Source organism: Pigmentiphaga litoralis, assembly GCF_014651835.1.
Lineage (GTDB): Bacteria > Pseudomonadota > Gammaproteobacteria > Burkholderiales > Burkholderiaceae_B > Pigmentiphaga > Pigmentiphaga litoralis.
In genome coordinates this window covers 2,791,114-2,809,976 of the sequence record NZ_BMXQ01000001.1, presented here as the reverse complement: position 1 = coordinate 2,809,976, position 18,863 = coordinate 2,791,114, and the positions used below count along the sequence as shown (strand labels likewise).

Annotated in this window: 18 protein-coding genes; 8 read left to right on the top strand and 10 right to left on the bottom strand. The window is 63.6% G+C overall.

Going from position 1 to position 18,863, the window contains the following annotated elements; genetic code table 11:
* The first annotated feature begins 1 nt into the window (after window position 1).
* The 8 genes from IE116_RS12745 (at window position 2) to IE116_RS12710 (ending at window position 8,668) form a co-directional block, all read left to right on the top strand.
* On the top strand, window positions 2-286 hold the full coding sequence (locus IE116_RS12745) for a DUF493 family protein (protein WP_189612945.1): 285 nt from the start codon (window positions 2-4) through the stop codon (window positions 284-286).
* A 94-nt stretch (window positions 287-380) separates the two neighbouring features.
* A complete protein-coding gene (gene lipB, locus IE116_RS12740) occupies window positions 381-1,124 on the top strand; it encodes a lipoyl(octanoyl) transferase LipB (protein ID WP_189614606.1) in 744 nt (247 codons plus the stop codon).
* Between the two features lie 62 nt (window positions 1,125-1,186).
* Window positions 1,187-2,215 carry a lipoyl synthase gene (lipA, locus tag IE116_RS12735; RefSeq protein WP_189612943.1) on the top strand — a complete coding sequence of 343 codons (1,029 nt, stop codon included), beginning with the start codon at window positions 1,187-1,189 and terminating at the stop codon, window positions 2,213-2,215.
* 178 nt (window positions 2,216-2,393) lie between these two features.
* A complete protein-coding gene (locus IE116_RS12730; RefSeq protein WP_189612941.1) occupies window positions 2,394-2,870 on the top strand; it encodes an RNA polymerase sigma factor in 477 nt (158 codons plus the stop codon).
* Window positions 2,871-2,928: 58 nt separating this feature from the next.
* Complete coding sequence (locus IE116_RS12725; protein ID WP_189612939.1) at window positions 2,929-3,945, top strand: FecR family protein; 1,017 nt, start codon at window positions 2,929-2,931, stop codon at window positions 3,943-3,945.
* A 60-nt stretch (window positions 3,946-4,005) separates the two neighbouring features.
* Window positions 4,006-6,504, top strand: a complete 2,499-nt coding sequence (locus tag IE116_RS12720) for a TonB-dependent receptor (protein ID WP_229828132.1) — start codon at window positions 4,006-4,008, stop codon at window positions 6,502-6,504.
* A gap of 225 nt (window positions 6,505-6,729) precedes the next feature.
* Entirely contained in the window at window positions 6,730-6,996 is a 267-nt protein-coding gene (locus IE116_RS12715) for a hypothetical protein (protein WP_189612937.1), read from the top strand.
* A 124-nt stretch (window positions 6,997-7,120) separates the two neighbouring features.
* Window positions 7,121-8,668 (top strand): PepSY-associated TM helix domain-containing protein, encoded by a 1,548-nt coding sequence (locus tag IE116_RS12710; protein ID WP_189612935.1) that lies wholly within the window; start codon window positions 7,121-7,123, stop codon window positions 8,666-8,668.
* A gap of 29 nt (window positions 8,669-8,697) precedes the next feature.
* On the opposite strand, the gene IE116_RS12705 is transcribed toward IE116_RS12710, so the two are convergent.
* From IE116_RS12705 to IE116_RS12660, 10 genes are all read right to left on the bottom strand, one after another.
* Window positions 8,698-9,501 (bottom strand): alpha/beta fold hydrolase, encoded by an 804-nt coding sequence (locus IE116_RS12705; RefSeq protein WP_189612933.1) that lies wholly within the window; start codon window positions 9,499-9,501, stop codon window positions 8,698-8,700.
* A complete protein-coding gene (locus tag IE116_RS12700) occupies window positions 9,498-11,246 on the bottom strand; it encodes an FAD-dependent oxidoreductase (protein ID WP_189612931.1) in 1,749 nt (582 codons plus the stop codon). Before IE116_RS12700 ends, IE116_RS12705 begins: the two co-directional genes overlap by 4 nt.
* A gap of 30 nt (window positions 11,247-11,276) precedes the next feature.
* Window positions 11,277-12,425: an aromatic ring-hydroxylating oxygenase subunit alpha gene (locus IE116_RS12695; RefSeq protein WP_189612929.1), complete on the bottom strand. Its 1,149-nt coding sequence runs from the start codon at window positions 12,423-12,425 to the stop codon at window positions 11,277-11,279.
* A 21-nt stretch (window positions 12,426-12,446) separates the two neighbouring features.
* Entirely contained in the window at window positions 12,447-13,430 is a 984-nt protein-coding gene (locus tag IE116_RS12690; RefSeq protein ID WP_189612927.1) for a Bug family tripartite tricarboxylate transporter substrate binding protein, read from the bottom strand.
* A 91-nt stretch (window positions 13,431-13,521) separates the two neighbouring features.
* Complete coding sequence (locus IE116_RS12685; protein ID WP_229828131.1) at window positions 13,522-14,277, bottom strand: isochorismatase family protein; 756 nt, start codon at window positions 14,275-14,277, stop codon at window positions 13,522-13,524.
* Window positions 14,274-15,350, bottom strand: coding sequence for a 2,5-dihydroxypyridine 5,6-dioxygenase NicX family protein (locus tag IE116_RS12680; protein ID WP_229828130.1), 1,077 nt, complete (start codon window positions 15,348-15,350; stop codon window positions 14,274-14,276). The genes IE116_RS12685 and IE116_RS12680 overlap by 4 nt, the downstream gene beginning before the upstream one ends.
* 4 nt (window positions 15,351-15,354) lie before the next feature.
* Window positions 15,355-16,188, bottom strand: coding sequence for an IclR family transcriptional regulator (locus IE116_RS12675; protein WP_189612925.1), 834 nt, complete (start codon window positions 16,186-16,188; stop codon window positions 15,355-15,357).
* 161 nt (window positions 16,189-16,349) lie between these two features.
* Window positions 16,350-17,330 carry a tripartite tricarboxylate transporter substrate binding protein gene (locus tag IE116_RS12670; protein WP_373303045.1) on the bottom strand — a complete coding sequence of 327 codons (981 nt, stop codon included), beginning with the start codon at window positions 17,328-17,330 and terminating at the stop codon, window positions 16,350-16,352.
* 41 nt (window positions 17,331-17,371) lie between these two features.
* On the bottom strand, window positions 17,372-17,650 hold the full coding sequence (gene catC, locus IE116_RS12665; protein ID WP_189612922.1) for a muconolactone Delta-isomerase: 279 nt from the start codon (window positions 17,648-17,650) through the stop codon (window positions 17,372-17,374).
* 11 nt (window positions 17,651-17,661) lie between these two features.
* Window positions 17,662-18,789 carry a muconate/chloromuconate family cycloisomerase gene (locus IE116_RS12660; RefSeq protein WP_189612920.1) on the bottom strand — a complete coding sequence of 376 codons (1,128 nt, stop codon included), beginning with the start codon at window positions 18,787-18,789 and terminating at the stop codon, window positions 17,662-17,664.
* Window positions 18,790-18,863 lie beyond the last annotated feature (74 nt).

Sequence of the window (18,863 nt, the reverse complement as noted above, 5' to 3'; positions counted from 1 at the left end):
CATGGAAAAAATCGAATCCCCGGATGAACGGACCTCGTTGATCGAGTATCCGTCGGACTTTCCCATCAAGGTGATGGGTCAGCACCACCCTGAATTTGCGGCCACGCTGACCGAAGTCGTGCTGCGCCACGACCCGGTCTTCGATCCGGCCACGGTGGAAATGCGCCCCAGCAAGGGCGGCAACTACCTCGGCCTGACCTTTACCGTGCGCGCCACGTCGCGCGAACAGCTCGACGCGCTGTATCAAGAGCTGAGCGGCCACCCGATGGTCAAAATCGTTCTGTGACGGCTGCGGTTGGGGGGCACCCCGTGGCGCGGTTGCGCGGGCCGCTGCCCGTGCCGCTGCACGTGCTGCGGCGCTTTGCTACGGTGCGGCCATGCTGATCCGCTGGCTGCCGCGCCCCTCGGACTACCAGGCCACGTGGGAAGCCATGCGTGCCTTCACGGCGGCGCGCACACCCGACACGCCCGATGAACTGTGGCTGGTCGAGCATTCCCCCGTCTACACGCAGGGCCTGGCTGGCAAGCCCGAGCACCTGCTGGCGCCCAGCCACATACCGGTCGTGCAGAGCGATCGGGGCGGGCAGGTGACCTATCACGGGCCGGGCCAGGTCGTGGCCTATGTGCTGCTGGACCTGCGGCGCGTCGGGTATTTCGTGAAGGAATACGTGTCTCGCGTCGAACAGGCGCTGATCGATACCCTGGCGGAATTCGGCGTGAACGACGCGCAGCGCAAGGCGGGCGCGCCGGGGGTGTATGTGCCGTGGCCACGGCCGGCGGCCGGAGCCGGCCAAAATTTTTTGGAGGGTGCTGACGGATCGATCGCGGCCGCGCCACCGCGTGAACTTGCCAAGATCGCGGCCCTGGGCATCAAGGTCCATAAGCACTGTACCTATCATGGGCTGGCCCTGAACGTGGCGATGGACCTGTCGCCGTTCGATGGCATCAACCCCTGCGGCTACGCGGGCCTGCGCACCGTTGACCTGTCAGCTTGCGGCATCCACGTGGACCTGGTCACCGCAGGCGAACGGCTGGCGGCCCACCTGAGCGCGCAGCTGCTGGCGACCCCGGCCGACCCGTCCCGCAGTGCAACAACGCGAGACCCCTCCGCGGCGGTAGAATAGGGGGTTATCACCAATCACAGCCCCCGGTTCTACCCCGGCCCCGCTGTTCAGGAATACTAGCCATGAGCTCTGTAGTCGATACGTCGGTTGATGCGGCCAGCGCGGCCATCCCCGCCGAACCCGTCATCACCAACAAGTCCTACGACCCGCTTAAGAAGCAGAAGTCGGAGGCCAAGATCTCCCGCATTCCCGTCAAGGTCGTCGCGGCTGAAAAGCTGAAGAAGCCCGACTGGATCCGCGTGCGCGCCGCATCGCCCGGTTCGCGTTTCTACGAGATCAAGCAGATCCTGCGCGAACACAAGCTGCACACCGTGTGCGAAGAAGCCTCATGTCCGAACATCGGTGAATGCTTCGGCAAGGGCACCGCCACGTTCATGATCATGGGCGACAAGTGCACCCGCCGCTGCCCCTTCTGTGACGTCGGCCACGGCCGTCCCGACCCGCTCGACACCGACGAGCCGCTCAACCTGGCCCGCACGATCGGCGCCATGAAGCTCAACTACGTCGTCATCACCTCGGTGGACCGCGACGACCTGCGTGACGGTGGCGCCGCCCACTTCGTCGAATGCATCCAGAAGACCCGCGAACTGTCGCCCAACACCCGCATTGAAGTGCTGGTGCCCGACTTCCGTGGCCGCCTGGATCGTGCGCTGGCCATCCTGAACGCCGGACCGCCCGACGTCATGAACCACAACCTGGAAACCGTGCCGCGCCTGTACAAGCAGGCCCGTCCGGGATCGGACTACAAGCACTCGCTCAAGCTTCTGGCCGACTTCAAGGCGCTGCACCCGAACGTTCCGACCAAGTCCGGCCTGATGCTCGGCCTGGGCGAGACCGACGAGGAAATCCTGGAAGTCATGCGCGACATGCGCGCGCACAACGTCGACATGCTGACCATCGGCCAGTACCTGCAGCCGTCCGAGCACCACCTGCCGGTGCTGCGGTATGTGCACCCCGACACGTTCAAGATGTTCGAACGCGAAGCCTACGCGATGGGGTTCACCCATGCGGCCGTCGGCGCCATGGTGCGCTCGTCGTACCATGCCGACGAACAGGCGCATGCGGCGGGCGTGGCGGATTCGTTGAACTGATCCGCCTGCCTGCGGACAGCAGGCTGTGGAAGAAAAAGCGGCCTTCGGGCCGCTTTTTTATTGCGTGAGAGGTGGCTCATCCGCAACGCTGCAAGGATGAAGAATGAGAATCATTGCTATACACTTGCGTCCTTACGGAGGCCAGCGCCACTGCCTTCACCAACCACCAGGTATCTCCGTGCCCGAGCGTTACTACAGAGAACTGCTACGGTATTTCACGCGCAAGTCGGGCGATGGCCATTCCGCCGCCGACGTCGTGCAGGAAGCCTACGCGCGCATCTATGCGCTGCAGCACTCGGGCGGCGCCGTTCTGCAGCCCCGCGCATTGCTGTATCGCGCGGGCCGCAACATTGCCGCCACGGCAGCCGCGCGGCGGGCCGCGGAGCAGCGGGTCCTGGACACGCTGGGGCTGGTCTCCGCCGACTGCATGCCATCGGTCGAAGGGCAGGTGATCGCCCGCCAACAGCTCGATCGCCTGATCCAGCGGTTAGCCGTCATGCCGCCCAAACGCCGCGCCGTGTTCATTCTGGTCAGGGTGCATGGCTACAGCTACGCGGAGGCTGGCGAACGGATGGGGCTGAACGTGACCGCGATCGAGCGGCATGTCATGCGTGGCATCCTGGATTGCGCCGGCGTGTCGGCGTCGCGCCCATGATGTCAGCAGTCTCACCCCCGCGTACTTTGGTAGCGTTTGCCGTTTCCATTCCCTGACCATGAGTTCCAACCCGCGGTCTCGCGCCCTGATCGAAAAGGCCCTGCTGCTGGTCGGCCGCACGCACAAGGCGACCCCCGAGGTGGCGCAGGCTGCGCGCGATGAACTTGCCCGTTGGCGTGCGGGCAGCCCCGAGCAGGCCCAGGCCGTTGAGGCGGCGCAGCGCCTGTGGGACAGCACGGACGCCAGCGCTCTGCAAAGTAGCGTTCCCCTGCCAGGCAGCCAGACGGCGGCTCGGGAAGGCCGCCGCCGCACGCTTGGCATGCTGGGCGCGGGCGGTGTGATCGCAGTCCTGGCCGGTGGGGGGCGGTGGTACTGGCAGCAGCCGCTGGAACAGCTGGCCCTGTCGACCGGAAGGGCCCAGCAACTCGACCGCACCTTGGCTGACCTGTCGGAACTGAGTCTGGCAGCGCGGACCACTTGCACGGTCGTGGTCTACCGCAACCGCCGCGAAGTGCGGCTGTCGGAAGGCGAAGTCCGCTTCAAGGTCGCGCATGATCCCGATCGGCCCTTCACGGTCACGACCGAATGGGGGCAGGTGCGTGTGTTGGGGACCACGTTCACGGTCAGCGCGCGCGAGGGCCACATGCAGGTTGCCGTGGCGCAGGGCCGGGTGGGTGTGTGGCCGCGCGGTGATGCGGGCGTGTCGGATGGGGCAGCGAGCACAGGGTCAGGCAGTCCCCCGGTTGTGCTGCAGGCAGGTGAAGCGATCCACGCCGATGGCCAAGGCCTGGGCGTGCGCCGCACGCTGCCGCCGGATGACGTCGGCGCGTGGCGGCAGGGCTGGCTGGTGTTCGACAACACGCCTTTATCGGAAGCCCTGGCCCGCTGGAACGATTACGTGCCGCAACCCTTCCGGCTGCAAGACCCGGCGCGGCTGCGCGATCTGCGAGTCAGTGGCAGCTTTCCGCTGCGGGATCCGCAGGCATTTCTTCAGGGCCTGCCCGACATGCTGCCGGTGCGCGTGACGCGTGCCGCGGGCGAACCCATCACCATCGAATTGCGCCAGCAAAAATAGTTGTCAGGGTTGGGGTGACTTCTCGGTCTTCTGCTTGAAACCCACCCGAGGACAAGGTCCATGATCCGACACCACCCCCTTGCAGCGCTGCCCGTATGCGGCCGCGCGCCGCGTGCCACCCCGCGTTCGAACAAGCCTTCGACCCCGCGTGCAGATCGCGCCGCGACCCATTCGCTGTGCGCGATCGCGCTGGCATGCAGCGCCGCGTTAGGCATGGCGACGGCGCCCAGGTACGCAGCTGCGCAAAACGCCCCGTTGCCCACTACCACGCTGTCGGTCGCGTTGCCGGAACAACCGTTGGCGCAGACCCTGAACGCCTTGTCACGTCAGTCGGGCGTGGCCATCGGTGCCGAGGGCGCCCTGCTGGCCGGCAAGACGGCGCCTGCACTGCAGGGGGTATTGACCCTGCAGCAGGCGCTGGACACGGCCTTGCGTGGTAGCGGTCTGGTGCCGGTGCGCAGCGGGCCGGGCACCCTCACCATCCAGCGCCAGGCGGCAGGCCCGGCCGCCATTTCGACCTTGCCTGCCGTCAGCGTGACCGCCGACGCAATCGCTTCCGGCCTGCCGGCGCCATACGCGGGCGGCCAGGTGTCCCGGGGATCGCGCCTGGGCATCCTGGGCAACAAGGACATGCTTGATACGCCTTTCAGCGCGACGCAATACACGTCGCGGCTGATCGAGGATCAGCAGGCGCAGAATCTGGGCGACATCCTGGTGAATGATCCGGCCATCCGCAACACCTACTCGCGCGATGCCGGCCGCGACGAATTCAACATCCGCGGCTTTACGCTGTTCAACTACGACATCTCGTTCAACGGTCTGTACGGTATGTCGCCACGCGACTCCAGTTCGCTGATCGGTGTGGAACGGGTCGACGTCCTGCGGGGGCCGAATGCCTTGCTGAACGGCATGGCGCCTGCCGGCTCCGTGGGCGGCGCGATCAACCTGGTGCCCAAACGCGCCGGTCCCGACCCGCTGAATCGCGTCACCTTGTCCTACATGGGCGGCGGCCAATTCGGCACGCATGTGGACCTGGCCCGCCGCTTTGGCGAAAACAAGGAATGGGGCGTGCGGCTCAATGCCATCCGTCGATCGGGAGACACGCCGGTCGATCATTCCAGTTCCGCATTGAGCGCCGTGGCCTTGGGCGTCGACTATCAGGGTGACAAGGTGCGTCTTGAAGCCGACGTGAACTACCAGAAGCGCCGCACGAGCGCGCGCAGCGGTCTGCTGCTGCCGGATAGCGGCTTCCAGATTGGCCGCGCGCCCGACAACAAGACGAACTTTCTGCCCGACTGGACATATTGGGATGTCAAAGAACTGGCGGCCACGGTGCGTGGTGAAGTCGACATTTCGCCCAACCTGACGGCGTACGGTGCGGCAGGGGCCATGAACTATGACTTCACCAGTCTGCAGACTTCGTTCTTGCTTGAAGATGCCGCTGGCAGCCTGATTGGACGTCCGGTGCGTCTGAACCAATACGTCGATACACGCACGGCCGAAGGCGGCGTGCGCGGCAAGTTCGCCACCGGCGGCCTGCAGCACGTCGCGGTGGCCAGCGTCAGCACCCTGACCATGAACAGTGGATCGCGTCGCCAGAACGGGTCGGTGATTTCGTCGAATCTGTATTCGCCAGTGTTCAACGCGCGGCCGGAAATCGCCATTGCCGATGGCGTCCCGAAGACAGGGCAGACGCGGTTGAACAGCATTGCGCTGGCTGACACCATTTCGATGGCCGACCAGCGGCTGCAGTTGACGCTGGGCGCACGGCGTCAGCAGGTCGAGTCGTCCAACTTCGACGCCGTCACGGGAAACCGCATCGATCCAAGCTACAAGAAAAGCGCCATCACACCGGTTGCCGCATTGGTGTTCAAAGTCACGCCGGTATTGTCGGTGTACGGCAATTACATCGAAGGCTTGACCCAAGGCCCCACGGCGCCTGCCGATGCGGTTAACGCCAATCAAATGTTCCCGCCGTCCAAAGCCAAGCAGATGGAAGTCGGGACCAAATACGACTTTGGCCGGTTCGCCACCACCCTTAGCGCGTTCCAAATCGAGCGTGCCAATGGCTACCGAAATCCGGCCACCAACGTTTTTGGCGTGGATGGCCAGCAGCGCAATCGCGGACTGGAATTGGTCACGCAGGGCGAAGTGGCAACCGGCGTGCGCTTGCTGGCGGGCGCGGCCTTTACCGACGGCAAGCTGACGCGAACCGAAGGTGGCCTGAATGACGGCCGCAATGCGCCGGCCGTGCCGCGTTTTCAGTTCAATGCCGCCGCCGAATGGGACACCCCGTTTCTGGTGGGCCTGACGCTGACCACACGCGCCGTGCGGACCACGTCGCAGTTCGTCGACACCGACAACACCCAGCAGATTCCGGGTTGGACGCGCTTTGACGTGGGCGCCCGCTATCGGTTCGTGGCCGGCAAGACGCCCATCACGATTCGTGCAACGGTCGAAAACGTGGCCGACAAGAACTACTGGATGTCAGCCGCTCGCCAGGGTTTGACGTACGGGGCGCCACGTACGCTGCTGCTGTCGCTGTCGGCGGATATTTAAGCGCAGCATGAGCGCGGGTGAACGGGGCGCATGCCGCGGGGCCGCATCCAGCATGGCTGCATGCGTTGCGGACCGGCACGGGTGCGCGGTGCCATGCGCTCGTGATGTGGGTAGAGGGGCCGCATGCAGCGCGGACCGGCATGAGTGTGCGCCCAGGCACAAATGCGCGGTGCGATGCACCCGTGTGCTGCCACGGCATGGCGCATCAGGCGGGACGTTCGCTTGATGGCGCCCGCTCGTCGCGACGTAGTGTGGCGCGCTCTGGCGGCTGTGGTCGGCGGCTACGCGGTGGCCAACCTTGTGCCGGTGGCGTTGACTGCCGGGTGGGGATGGGACCGCGTGGATGCCGCCCTGGCCGCCATGCAATTCAGCTTCGTCGTGTATGCCGCCGCCGTCATGTGGGCGTTTGGCGCGCGGAGCGCGCGTGCGGCGTGGATCGGTCTGTGTGGGGTTGCGCTGGTGACGGGCGCGGTCGTAGGGTGGGTCACATGAAGGGCCAGATCAAAGGCGGAACCAAGGCCCAGGTCAAAGACCGAACCAAGGGCCAAATCAAGGCTCGCAGCAGGGGGCTCCCTGGCACCCGCCGTGTCGCGTCGCTGCACGCGGCCTCCGCGCCATGAAAGACGCCTTCCGCCAGTCAATGGCCTGGCTGCACACCTGGCTGGGCGTGCTGGTCGGGTGGCTGCTATACTTCATGTTCATCACCGGCACCGCGGGCTACCTGGATACCGAGATCGATCGGTGGATGCGGCCTGAGCTGCCGGTGGCGACCGTTTCGCAGACGCCATTGAAGACAGACGCGGCGATCCGCCTGGCCACCGCGTACCTGTCCGAGCACGCGCACGGCGCGCGGCGGTGGAGCATCACGCTGCCGATCGATCGGAATGCGCCGTATTTGGAAGTGTCTTGGCAGGCGCCGCGGGGGGCATTGCCTGCCCAGACATCCGGCTCGGCCTACCTCGACCCGACCACCGGCGCCGAGCTACCCACCCGCAACACCGCAGGCGGGCAGACGCTCTACCAGATGCATTGGAAGCTGCATTACCTGCCCCAGACTGCAAGCGAGTGGATCGTCGGTATCGCGACCGTGGCCATGTTGATCGGCCTGGTCACCGGCATCGTCGTGCACAAGAAAATCTTCAAGGACTTCTTCACCTTCCGTTATGGAAAGGGCCAGCGATCCTGGCTCGACGCGCACAACGCCGTCAGTGTCCTGACCTTGCCCTTCCAGCTGATGATCACGTACTCGGGGCTGGTATTCGTCATGTTCACTCTCATGCCCCTGATCGTCGCTCCGTGGTATGGGCCAGGCGACACCGGCCGCAGCGCGTTCCTGGATGACGTCTTCGTGCCGCTGGCGCCGGCCAAAGCGTCCAACAGGGGGGCGACCTTGCTGCCCCTGGCACGCATCGCCATGGACGCACACCGGCGCTGGAGCGACGCGCCCATCGCCGCACTCGACATCCAGAATCCCTTCGACGCCAACGCACGCGTCATCGTCGTCGGCGACTTTTCGGCCGGGCCGATGCGGGCCACCGACATCCTGGCCTACGACGGCATCTCGGGCGATCTGCTTGTCGAACGCCACGCCTGGCAGTCCGGCCCGAAAGCCTTCCGCGACCTGATGCTGGGGCTGCACGAAGGCCAGTTCGCACCACCTGCCTTGCGCCTGCTGTACGTGCTGTCCGGCCTGCTGGGCGCCGCCATGATCGCGACCGGCATGGTGCTGTGGGTCGTGAAGCGGCGGCAACGCGCCGACCGCGGACGGCCGGTCAGCCATGCTGGCCTGCGCCTGGTCGAACGCCTGAACGTGGCCGCCATCATCGGCTTGCCAATCGCGATCGCGGCGTACTTCTGGGCGAATCGCCTGGTCCCTGTCGACCTGAAACCCCGCGCATCGCTGGAAGTCGACGTGCTGTTCCTGGCTTGGCTGATCATGGCCCTTCACGCATCACTGCGGCCGCTGGGCCAGCTCTGGAAAGAGCAGAGCCTCGTCGCAGCCGGGATGTTCTGCCTGCTGCCACTGGTGAACGCCATGACCACGAACCGTCATCTGGGCAGGACGATCATGGACGGCGACTGGGTGCTGGCGGGATTCGATCTGACAATGCTGGGGCTGGGGGCGATGTTCTGTGGCGTCGCCTTGAAGCTGCGCACCCGGTAAGCGCACTCGGTAAGCGCCAACTATCGGCGTCAGGACGCTTCCTGCAAAAGGAAGCCTTCGGTCACATGCGCAAATCGTTCCAGGTCATCGAAGGGAATCATGTGACTGGCTTGAGGCAAGTGCGCCACCGCCAGCTCCGGTTGAAGGCCTTGGACCTCGGCAAGTTCGTCGGGGGTGATCACGTTCCCGATGCCGGCCACCATGAGCAGAGTAGGCATCGCCAGCGCCGCGATATCGCCATGGATGTCGTCTTCCTGGAAACCTCGGTGCGTCTCTGTGATCGCCGTGATGTCGCACGTGTGCAGCCACTCGGCGCGGGTCTGGCACTGTGCGTCGCTCCACCTTGGGTAACTCAGGCGGACCTGTTCGGCACTTAGCAATCCGGCCTGGGCTTTGCGCAGGGTATCCAGATAGAAAGACAGCCCCAGCACATACGGTCGCCGACCCGGCCCGCTCAAGGGCGGATCCGCCAGGACCATGCGCTGGATCGAACCGCCACGATGTGCGGTCCGCGCAGCAATCCGTCCGCCCATCGAATGGCCGATCAGATAGAAGCTGTCCAGGTTCAGCGCGGCGGCAAACGCCTTGACGTCGTCGGCGTAGGTATCCAGGGAATAGCTCAGGCCAGGTCCGGCTTCAGAGAGTCCCCTGCCTCGAACGTCGAGCACATACGTGTCGAACGACGCGCCCAGGCGCTCGCCCACAAACGCCCAGGTGGCGGCTGGGCTGGTGATTCCAGGAATGACAATCAACGGCGGACCGTCGCCGAAACGCAAATAGTGCTGCCGGATGCCGTTGGCATGCACGTGCGCACCGTAGCGAAGGCGACTCATAAAGGCGCCAGCGCGGTCTGGTCGGTGTCAACGGCCGAAACCGAGTGGGTTCTCGGCCGACGAGCGCCACGCACGACGTCGATGAGTGCTTGCGGGTCCTCGGGCAGTGAGTCGCCCCGCCATGCGCTATGGCCATCGGGCCGGACAAGCGTCAACCGACGTTCGTAAAGCGCCGCAATCGTGTCATCTGCAATGTCGACCACGTGCAGCGGCATCCCCCTCCTAGTGGCGGCGGCTTCCAGCCGAGACACATCCAGATCGGCGCCGCCGAAGCGCAACAGCACGAAGCCTCGACCGAACAGATCAAGCGTGGACCGGCCATCGCCGAGCCAGGCATGGGGGGCGCGTGACCCTGGCCGCGACGTCTGGACATAGTTGACGGGGTCTGCATCCGGAGGGGGCGTCCCGTCGGGCACGCAGATGGGTGAGTCCTCATAGCGATAGCCCATCGCGGTGCCGGCGATCTCCCACTCCGGCAGCATGACTTCTTTCAGCGTCTTGCCGACTTCGCACCGAGTCGCTTCGCCGTCGGGCGTCGAATCGAGGATCTTCGAATAGTCCAACTTGAGCAGCCATGGCCGAAAAAGGCTGGTTGCCGCGCTGACGAACCACTTACCCACGGGCCGACGTTCCAGATCATAGGTGTCGAGCAAATGCTCGCCACCCCAGCCGGTCAATACGGCTTCCAGTTTCCAGCCAAGGTCGACAACGTCTTGCAGCGAGGTGTTCATGCCAAATCCGCCGGTTGGCGACATGGCATGGGCGGCGTCACCTGCGATGAAAATCCGACCGTGGCGAAGCTGCGATGCGACAACTTCGCGGCGGCGCCATGGCGACAACGCCTTGACCTCGAACGGGATATCGTCGCGACCCAGACACCGTCGCACGATTGCAGACGTATCGGTATTTTCCAGGTCGATTTTCTGCGCAGAGCCCGTCAGCGACAGGCGCCACTCGTTGCGACCATCAACGACCGTCAGGTTTCCCCAGATGCCGGTAGGACCCACCAGCATGTAGCGCTCACCTTCGCCCATATCATGATGACGCTGCAGCCATGGCGAATGGATCAGGAGGCTGATCGTATAGTTGAGCAAGGGAGTACCGTCGAGACCGATGCCCAGCGCATTGCGAACACTGCTATCGACGCCGTCGCAGGCCACCATATAGTCTGCGTGGATCACGGTCATGGTGTCATCGATCGTTTCTGGCCTGCCGATGCCGAGCGTCTCGGGACGGTCGCCCGTAAAGTCGTGCGCGTGGTTCTGCTTCAGGTTCCGGACGTACGCAATGACGCCGCCGTCCGTTTCTTCAAAGCTTTCGAGGCGATGCAATCGACGGATGGATACGCTCGGATGTTCGAGTGCCGCCTTTTCGAGCAGCGGATCGAACAGCAATTGTGGGCACCGCTCCCGATCCTGCGGCGAAAACGGCGGCGCGGCCCGGCCGCCCAGCGGCTCGTACTGTTCACGCTCAAGTTCGTGGCCAGTCAGGCTCGTGCAATAGACGATGTCCATCCGGTAGTCGCGCGGAAACCCCGCGTGATAGACGCGGTCGGCAATGCCCCAGCGGCGGCAGAATTCCATCGTGCGCCATGTCAGTCCCGCGGCGCGCGGCAGTGTACTGATCTCGTCTTGCTGATCGATAACGATGCAGTCGATGCCTCGCCAACCCAGGTCAAGCGCCAGAGCCAATCCGGCCGGACCCGCGCCCACAATCAGTACGGATGTTTCGATGGTGTGAGCCATGGTGTTCTTGCTCCTTGCCTGTACGGCGGTTCAGGCCGTCACGACGTCGAGATATTTTTTCATGATGTGCTGGATCGCGGCTTCGAGATGCGACATGGGGCCCGGCTCGTAGAACGGCGATTGCATCGCATGCTGTAGCGACACGACCATCGAAGCGTCTTCTGCGACCAGATCAGTGATGAAGCCTTTGTATTCCTCAAGGTTCGCCGAAAAGTCCGGCTGATCGAAGGCTTCATGCGGGAACATCAGGTAGACGTGGAGCACACACTTGGACGCCGAGATCGGCCACACCTGCCACATGCGCAGGCTGTCGGATCGCATCGACAAGCTCAGGTTCGGGTAGATGCCTGCGCGGCAGGAAGTATCTTCGGACATGCCCTTGAGCCAGGGCAGCATCGGGAAGGTGCGCGCGCCTGTGCTGGAATGGGGACGCGCCTTTTGCTCGTAGGCCCAGCCGCCGCGCGGCAGCAGTCGCACGTCGAAGGTGTCGGCCTTGTTCTTTTTGACGAAGCCGCCGAACGTTCCCTTGTGGAGCACCGGCACGTGATAGACGTCCACCAAGTTTTCAACAAGCAGCTTCCAGTTGCAGTCGACTTCAATCACCATCTTGTCGGCTATCCGGCATTGGTCGGTCTGGAACCACCAAAGCTCTGTTTCGTAGGGCGCGATGAAGTCATCGAAGGACATCGGCTCGGGATTGAAGCTGACAAAGATCCATCCCCGCCAGACTTCAAGCTTCAAGCGCCGCATCCTGCAGTTCTTCAACTCGGCCTTGGTTTGCGTCATCCTTGGCGCAGTCACCAGATTGCCGCTCAGGTCGTAGAGCCACGCGTGATACGGACAACTGAAATCCTGTGCGTTGCCCTTGCCCGACACCACGGCAACGCCCCGATGCACGCACATGTTCATGAAGGCGTTGATCTCGCCTGCTTCGTTGCGTGCCAGCACGAAAGATTCGTCGGCGATCTGGCAGGTGGTGTAGTCGCCCGGCAGGGGGATCTCTTCGCTGCGGCCCACGCAAAGCCATGTTTCGAGAAAGATGCGCTCTTTTTCCAGTTTGGCAATGGATGCCGACGCGTAGAACTCGCCCGGCACGTGATTGGCCTCTGGCAGGTCGCGGTAGACGTGCGCCGCTTTCTCGCGAAGATCGAGCAGGGGGATGGACAAGGGGGCGTTCATGACAGCTCCAATCGGACGGAATTACTGGACCTTCGCGCCAGACACCTTGACGGCGGTCGCGTAGCGCTCGAGATTCTGCGAAATGTTGCTGGTGTAGGCTTCCGGAGTGCTTCCTACTACGGCCGCACCCATGACGTTATTGATTCGGTCGACGACCTCGGGACGTTTGAGTGCAACCGCGATTTCTTTCGACAACTTTGCGATGGCGGCCGGTGGTGTGCCGCGCGTCGCCATGATGCCCAACTCAGTGGTGAAGTCGAAGTTCGGAACGTACTCGGCGATCGAGATAACATCCGGCGTTTGCGGCCAGCGCTGCGCCGAGGTCACGCCCAACAGCTTTACCGTGCCTTGTTTGATGTAAGGCAGGATCGAGGGCAACGACGCGACGGTCACGGTGGTCTCCCCACCGATGAACCCCACGATGGACTGACCCGATCCCTTGTAGGGAACGTGTGTGATGTCCAAGTTCAGCGCCGTCTTGAACGACTCCATGGCAATGTGATGCAAGCTGCCGATCCCGGCTGACCCGTAGTTGTATTTGCCAGGGTTCGCCTTGGCGAGGTCAATGAATTGCTGCAGGGTGTCGATGCCGGCCGAGGTCTTCACGGCGAAAAAGAAGGGCACCCGCGTCATCAGGCTGACGCCGACAAGATCATGGCGCGGATCGAATGGCAGCTTGGCGAAGAGCGCCGGGGTGATGACGTACTGAGTGTCGGTGAGCAGGACGGTATAGCCATCGGGCGTGGCTTTGGAAACCATGTCCGCGGCCGGAATGCCGCCAGCGCCGGGGCGATTTTCGACCACGAAGGTCTGGCCGGTTTGTTGAGTCAATGCCTCGCTGACGGTTCGGGCCAGCGCGTCGGCGCCGCCGCCAGCGCCGTAGGCAACGACCATCCGGACGGGCCGCGCAGGGTATTCCTGGCCGACGGCGTGCGAGCCTGTCAGTACGCCGAAGGCAGCACAGCCGACGATGCAATATGCTTTCAAAACGCGAGATAGGGACATGATTTCCAAGCCTTTGGACAGGGTTAAAGGAACAGTCGATCGGTTCAAAGCAGGGGCATGTCGGCGTATCTGCGCAGCCTGACTTCCGGTCTTACACGCCGGACGGCGCAAGTCTCCCTCTACCCTCCAGCAGGGCAATGGCCTCGGTGACTGAAACCACGTCCGCGTACTTGGCGGCCATGTCGAACAGGTTCACTGCATGCGATGTTTGTGAACGGTCAAAGACGGCTTCGTGGGGAACGATGACTTTGAAGCCAAGCGAAGAGGCGTCCACGGTCGTGGCGCGGACGCATCCGCTGGTGGTGCCTCCAACAACGAAAAGCGTATCGACGCCAAAATCGATCAAGTGGCTTGCCAACGGGGTACCGAAGAAGGCACTGGCGTGATGCTTCGGAATGACCAGGTCTGTGTCGGCAGGAGCAACGTCGGCAATGAACTCATAGCCGCGTGCGGAAATCGTCATGATGTTGGGCATTTTGTCGGCGAAGCGCCCGCCGTTGTGCCGGCCTTTAGGAGCGACATGCGGATAGACGATCGGAAAGCCGGCTGCCCTGAATACCGCGATCAGGCGGGCGACATGGGCCACTGCGCGCCACGTGACTTCCCCGCAGCTGGTGGGATATTCAAGAATGGCGTCTTCGATGCGTGCCGGCTTTTCGCCCGACGACCGGTATTGCATGTCGATGATCAGCAAGGCCGGCCGCCTGATATTCATCGCAACCTGGCCTGTGCCCATACCCGCAAGCCGATAAAGGGCCTCGTCCGCAGCAGGAATGACCCCGGTCCAGGGCATATCCATCGATGTGCTGTCAGTCAGGGTGGGAAGCAAATGGGGAGTCGGAGTCAAGACAGGTCCTCGGTGGTGTGCCCGGCAAAGCCTGCCACGCGTTGGTTTGCGGGAACGACGTTGCCGTGATCGACCATTGGCTCGTCGTCCACCCAGATGCTGCACGACGACATTGGGATGTCGAGGTGGCAAGGCGTGTGACGGCTGCCGCCGGCCTCGGCGTTCGGTCCGGTCGAGAACATGAAGTTGCCGTAGTAGGACCGCGCGTCCATGGCATTGGTCTGTCGCTTGTCGTACATGCCGAGTGCGGTCCACGTCGCCCGGTCGTGCAGTCCCCATCCCAGATGCGACACCGCGTAGCCATCCGGATCGTTGAACGAAGCGATGTAGTCGCGCAGGTAGCGGGCGTCCAGACCGCCTTCGATGCGCCGTACAAAGCCATCGCGAATTTCGAGCCGGATGGGCGTGCGAACGTAGTCCTTGAACGGCAGAATGGTGTCGCCACTATCAAGAACCACGACGCCGTTGGCCGACCCCTCGTCGGGCCAGCGTGCAATGAACGCGCTGGGACAATGGTCCCAGCGTCCAGGTTCGTCGGCATAACCGTACTGAACGAGCGTGGGATATTGCCCCAAGGTCACGTGCAGATCCGTTCCGGCGTCCGATCGCACATGCATGCGGTGCGCGCGGCTCAATACCGAGTTGGCCGCCAGCACCCGCCGTTTGTCATCGGCGTTCGTCATCAGGCGCATCATGACGTCGGGCGGTTCTTTGACCAGGATGATGCGGCAGCCCGCGGCCAGGATTTCGTCCTGCTCGGCGCCGCGATACATGCCCATAAGGTCAACAATCAGGTCCGCGCCCTTGAGCGTCTGTTGCGCCAGACGGTTGTTGGCAATGGCGGACGGACCGTAATGCGCCGTGCTTTCGCCTGCCACGGCAACCGCCGGTGCGGCGCCTGGCTCAAGGGTGAGATACGACGCTCCCCGCAGTGCCAGCGCCAGTTGAGCCGCGTCGATATGCAGAGATGAGGACGCTGCACCCGTCAGCAGCACGACATGCTCTTCTTTAGTCAGCTTGCAAAGGTCGAGGAGGCGCGTCCAGGCGTTCAACAGAGCGGGATCTACAGTCACGATGTCAGTCCTCGGATACCGCGTTGGCGTATTGCAGCAGCAGGGCGCCGATCTCGTCATGCCGGTCGGCAATCCGTTGGATCGGCGCCCCGATGACGAACGCATATTCTTCGCCGCCGAAACGAAAGCCGACTGCAATGGCGGTGGTGTCGGATCGGTATTCGCCGACAACTACATGCCAGCCGCGCCGTGCTCCCATTTCCACCTGTTCAGCAATGGCCTTGGGATCGACCAAGGTCGCAGGCGAGTAATGCTGCAATTCAAGTTGACGGATAAGGGCTTCGCGCGTTGCGGGTTCCATCAGCGCGAGCATGGCGCGACCAGAGGCGGCGCTGTGTATCGGCTTGCGCTGACCGGCATGGGCGGCGAAACGCAGGACTTGCGTGGGCTCGGCCACGTCCAGGTACAACACTTCGACGCCATCGCGTTTGGCCAGGATGGCGGTTTCCGCCAGCTGGCTGCACAAGTCCGCGAGAACCGGCGCAGCTAGCGCCAGGATGGGATCACGATTCGAGATGCGCTCGCCCAGGTCGCGCCAGCGACGTGTAGGGTAGTAGCCCGAGTCCTTGCCCAACCAGTACATGTAGCCCGCCTGCCGCAGAGTCTCCAACAGCGCAAAGCAGCTCGACTTTGGCAGTTCGAGTTGTTTGCTCAGTTGCGCAAGGGTCGCCGGCTTCGACGTCCGTGCGAAGTATTCAAGAACGGTCAGCACCCGCAATGCGCTTTTGACGCCAGCGGCCGGCAAGGACTGGGCAGTCTCCGCGTCAACGGCGTCGGGGCCGGGAGCGACAGCAGTGGCCTGCGCAGACCGATAGGACTTATTTGTTTTATCGTTCATATATGTGAACAAGCGTTTATGTTTAGGAATACGTTACGTGTGACGTTCTTGTGTGTCAACCTGTTTTTATGTGTTGCGGCAGACGTGCAGACGAAAAAAAGCCGCACCTTGAAAGGGTGCGGCTAGATGGTTCTGCGTCAGGATCGCGGCTCAGGCCATGTTCAATCCACCTTGATATTCCGCTCGGTGATCAACGCCTTGCCCTTCTTGGTCTCTTCCGCCAGATACGTCTTCAGTTCGGCAGGCGATCCGCCGATCGGCTCGGCGCCGATCGAAGCCAGCGTGGCCTGGACCTTCGGGTTTTTCAACGCTTCGCGCATCGACGCGTTCAGCTTGTCGATGATCGGCTGCGGCGTGCCGGCCGGGGCGAAGGCGGCGAACCAGGGGGTCAGTTCGTAGTTCTTCACGCCCGCTTCAGCAACCGTCGGCACGTTGGGCAGGGCGGCGGACCGCTTGCTGGTGGTGACGGCAATCGCGGTCAGCTTGCCGGCGTCGATGTGCGGCTTGGCCGACGTGACGCTGTCGAACATGTAGTCGACCTGGCCGCCGAGCATGTCGGCAATGGCCGGGCCGCTGCCCTTGTACGGGATGTGCAGCAGGTTGGTGCCGGTCATGGATGCGAACAGCTCGCCTGCCAGGTGGATCGATGTGCCAACACCGGCCGATGCGTAAGTGTATTTGCCGGGCGCGGCCTTGGCCTTGCTGATGACTTCTGCCACGGTCTTGACGTCGTTGCGCTTCGGGTTGGTAACCAGCACGTTCGGCACCACCGCCAGCAACGAGATCGGCGCAAAGTCGGCGATCGGGTCATAGTTCATGCTGCGGTACAAGAACGGGTTCACCGCCATGCCGTTGGCGACGATCATGATGGTGTAGCCGTCGGGCGCCGAGCGGGCCACGCTGCTCGCGCCGATGTTGCCACCCGCGCCAGGACGGTTTTCGATCACGAAGGATTGGCCAAGCGATGCGCCCATGGTCTCGCCCAGGGTGCGGGCAATGTTGTCCATGGCGCCGCCGGGCGGGAAGGGGACGACCCAGCGCACCGGGCGGTCGGGATAGGTCTGCGCAAAGGCGGTAGGGGCCAGGGCCGCGGCGAGCGCCGTCAGCGCCAGCGCGCCGAGGACTCGGCGCGACGGGTTCAGAAGTGTCAAAACAGTCTCCGTTATAGGTAAAAGCTTGTGGTTCAGCGAATGGAAGAAGGGTGCTGCGCCAGGGGCGTCACGTGGATTTCCATGTACGGGAACAGCGGCAAGCCGGACAGCAGGGTGTGCAGTTCGTCGTTCGACTCGACATCGAACAGGCTGTAGTTGGCGTATTCGCCGACCACGCGATAGATCGCCTGCCATTTGCCCGAACGTTGCAGGTCTTGCGAGTAGTTCTTTTCGCGCAGCTTGATGGCGTCGACATCGGCGGCGGGCAGATCGTGCGGGATGCGCACGTCCATACGGACCAGGAACATCATGGTGGGTCTCCTCAGGTGCCTTTGCGGCGATAGTGCTTGAGCTTGTCGTCGTCCAGCTCGAGCCCCAGGCCGGGTGTGGTGGGCACGGTCAATGCAAAATCGCGGAATTCGGGGCGGTTGACGACGATGTCGTCGGTCAGCAGCAGGGGGCCGAACAGTTCGGTGCCCCAGGCCAGGCGGGGCAGGGTGGCAAACGCGTGGGCCGATGCAATCGACCCGACGCTGCCTTCGAGCATGGTGCCGCCGTACAAGGACATGCCTGCGGCGTCGCCCACCGCTGCCGTGCGAATCAGGCCGTACAGGCCGCCGGATTTGGCGATTTTCAGCGCCAGGACATCGGCGGCGCCAAGCCGGGCGATTTCCAGCGCGTCTTCCGGACTGTGCACGGCTTCATCCGCCATGATCGGCACGACAAAGCGCGCCGCCAGGCGGGCCATGCCGGCAAGATGGGCACGCGGCAGGGGTTGCTCGATCAGGTCCACGCCGTTGGCTTCGAGCTGGGCGATCGCGCCCGCCGCCTCGGCTTCGTTCCAGGCCTGGTTCACGTCCACCGTCACGCGGGCGCGGTCGCCCAGCGCGCGCTTGATGGCGCATACATGGGCCACGTCGTCGGCCACGGCGCGGCGGCCGATCTTCAGCTTGAAGGTGTTGTGGCGGCGGGACGCCAGCAGGGACTCGGCTTCGGCAATGTCGCGCTGGGTGTCGCCGCTTGCCAGGGTCCACAGCACCGGCAGGCGGTCGCGCACGGCGCCGCCCAGCAGGGTGGACACCGGTACGCCCAGGCGCTTGCCTTGCGCGTCCAGCAGCGCGGTTTCCAGCGCGGACTTGGCAAAGGTGTTGCCCCGCGCCGTGTAGGCCAGCCTCGCCATTGCGCCGTGGATGTTGGTGGCGTCACGGCCGATCAGCGCCGGCGCCAGGTAGGTGTCGATGTTGAGCTTGATGCTTTCGGGGCTTTCCTCGCCGTAGCTCAGGCCGCCGATGGTGGTGGCCTCGCCGATGCCTTCGATGCCGTCCGAGCAACGCAGGCGCACGATCACCATCGACTGCGTGTTCATGACGGTCATCGCCAACTGGTGGGCGCGAATCGTCGGCAGGTCGACAATGAAGGTTTCTACTGCGACAACGTTAGGATAATCCATACTTTTTTGATCGGAAGCGTCGATCTGGCCAAGTATGCGTAGTGACCTTGGGCGCGTCCAAGACTATATTTGTC

Coding starts and splice junctions, on each gene's coding strand:
- IE116_RS12710 (WP_189612935.1), top strand. CDS start 7,121: ATGAAAGACGCCTTCCGCCAGTCAATGGCCTGGCTGCACACCTGGCTG.
- IE116_RS12745 (WP_189612945.1), top strand. CDS start 2: ATGGAAAAAATCGAATCCCCGGATGAACGGACCTCGTTGATCGAGTAT.
- IE116_RS12660 (WP_189612920.1), bottom strand. CDS start 18,789: ATGGATTATCCTAACGTTGTCGCAGTAGAAACCTTCATTGTCGACCTG.
- catC (WP_189612922.1), bottom strand. CDS start 17,650: ATGATGTTCCTGGTCCGTATGGACGTGCGCATCCCGCACGATCTGCCC.
- IE116_RS12700 (WP_189612931.1), bottom strand. CDS start 11,246: ATGGCTCACACCATCGAAACATCCGTACTGATTGTGGGCGCGGGTCCG.
- IE116_RS12690 (WP_189612927.1), bottom strand. CDS start 13,430: ATGTCCCTATCTCGCGTTTTGAAAGCATATTGCATCGTCGGCTGTGCT.
- IE116_RS12715 (WP_189612937.1), top strand. CDS start 6,730: ATGGCGCCCGCTCGTCGCGACGTAGTGTGGCGCGCTCTGGCGGCTGTG.
- lipA (WP_189612943.1), top strand. CDS start 1,187: ATGAGCTCTGTAGTCGATACGTCGGTTGATGCGGCCAGCGCGGCCATC.
- IE116_RS12675 (WP_189612925.1), bottom strand. CDS start 16,188: ATGAACGATAAAACAAATAAGTCCTATCGGTCTGCGCAGGCCACTGCT.
- IE116_RS12695 (WP_189612929.1), bottom strand. CDS start 12,425: ATGAACGCCCCCTTGTCCATCCCCCTGCTCGATCTTCGCGAGAAAGCG.
- IE116_RS12705 (WP_189612933.1), bottom strand. CDS start 9,501: ATGAGTCGCCTTCGCTACGGTGCGCACGTGCATGCCAACGGCATCCGG.
- IE116_RS12720 (WP_229828132.1), top strand. CDS start 4,006: ATGATCCGACACCACCCCCTTGCAGCGCTGCCCGTATGCGGCCGCGCG.
- IE116_RS12725 (WP_189612939.1), top strand. CDS start 2,929: ATGAGTTCCAACCCGCGGTCTCGCGCCCTGATCGAAAAGGCCCTGCTG.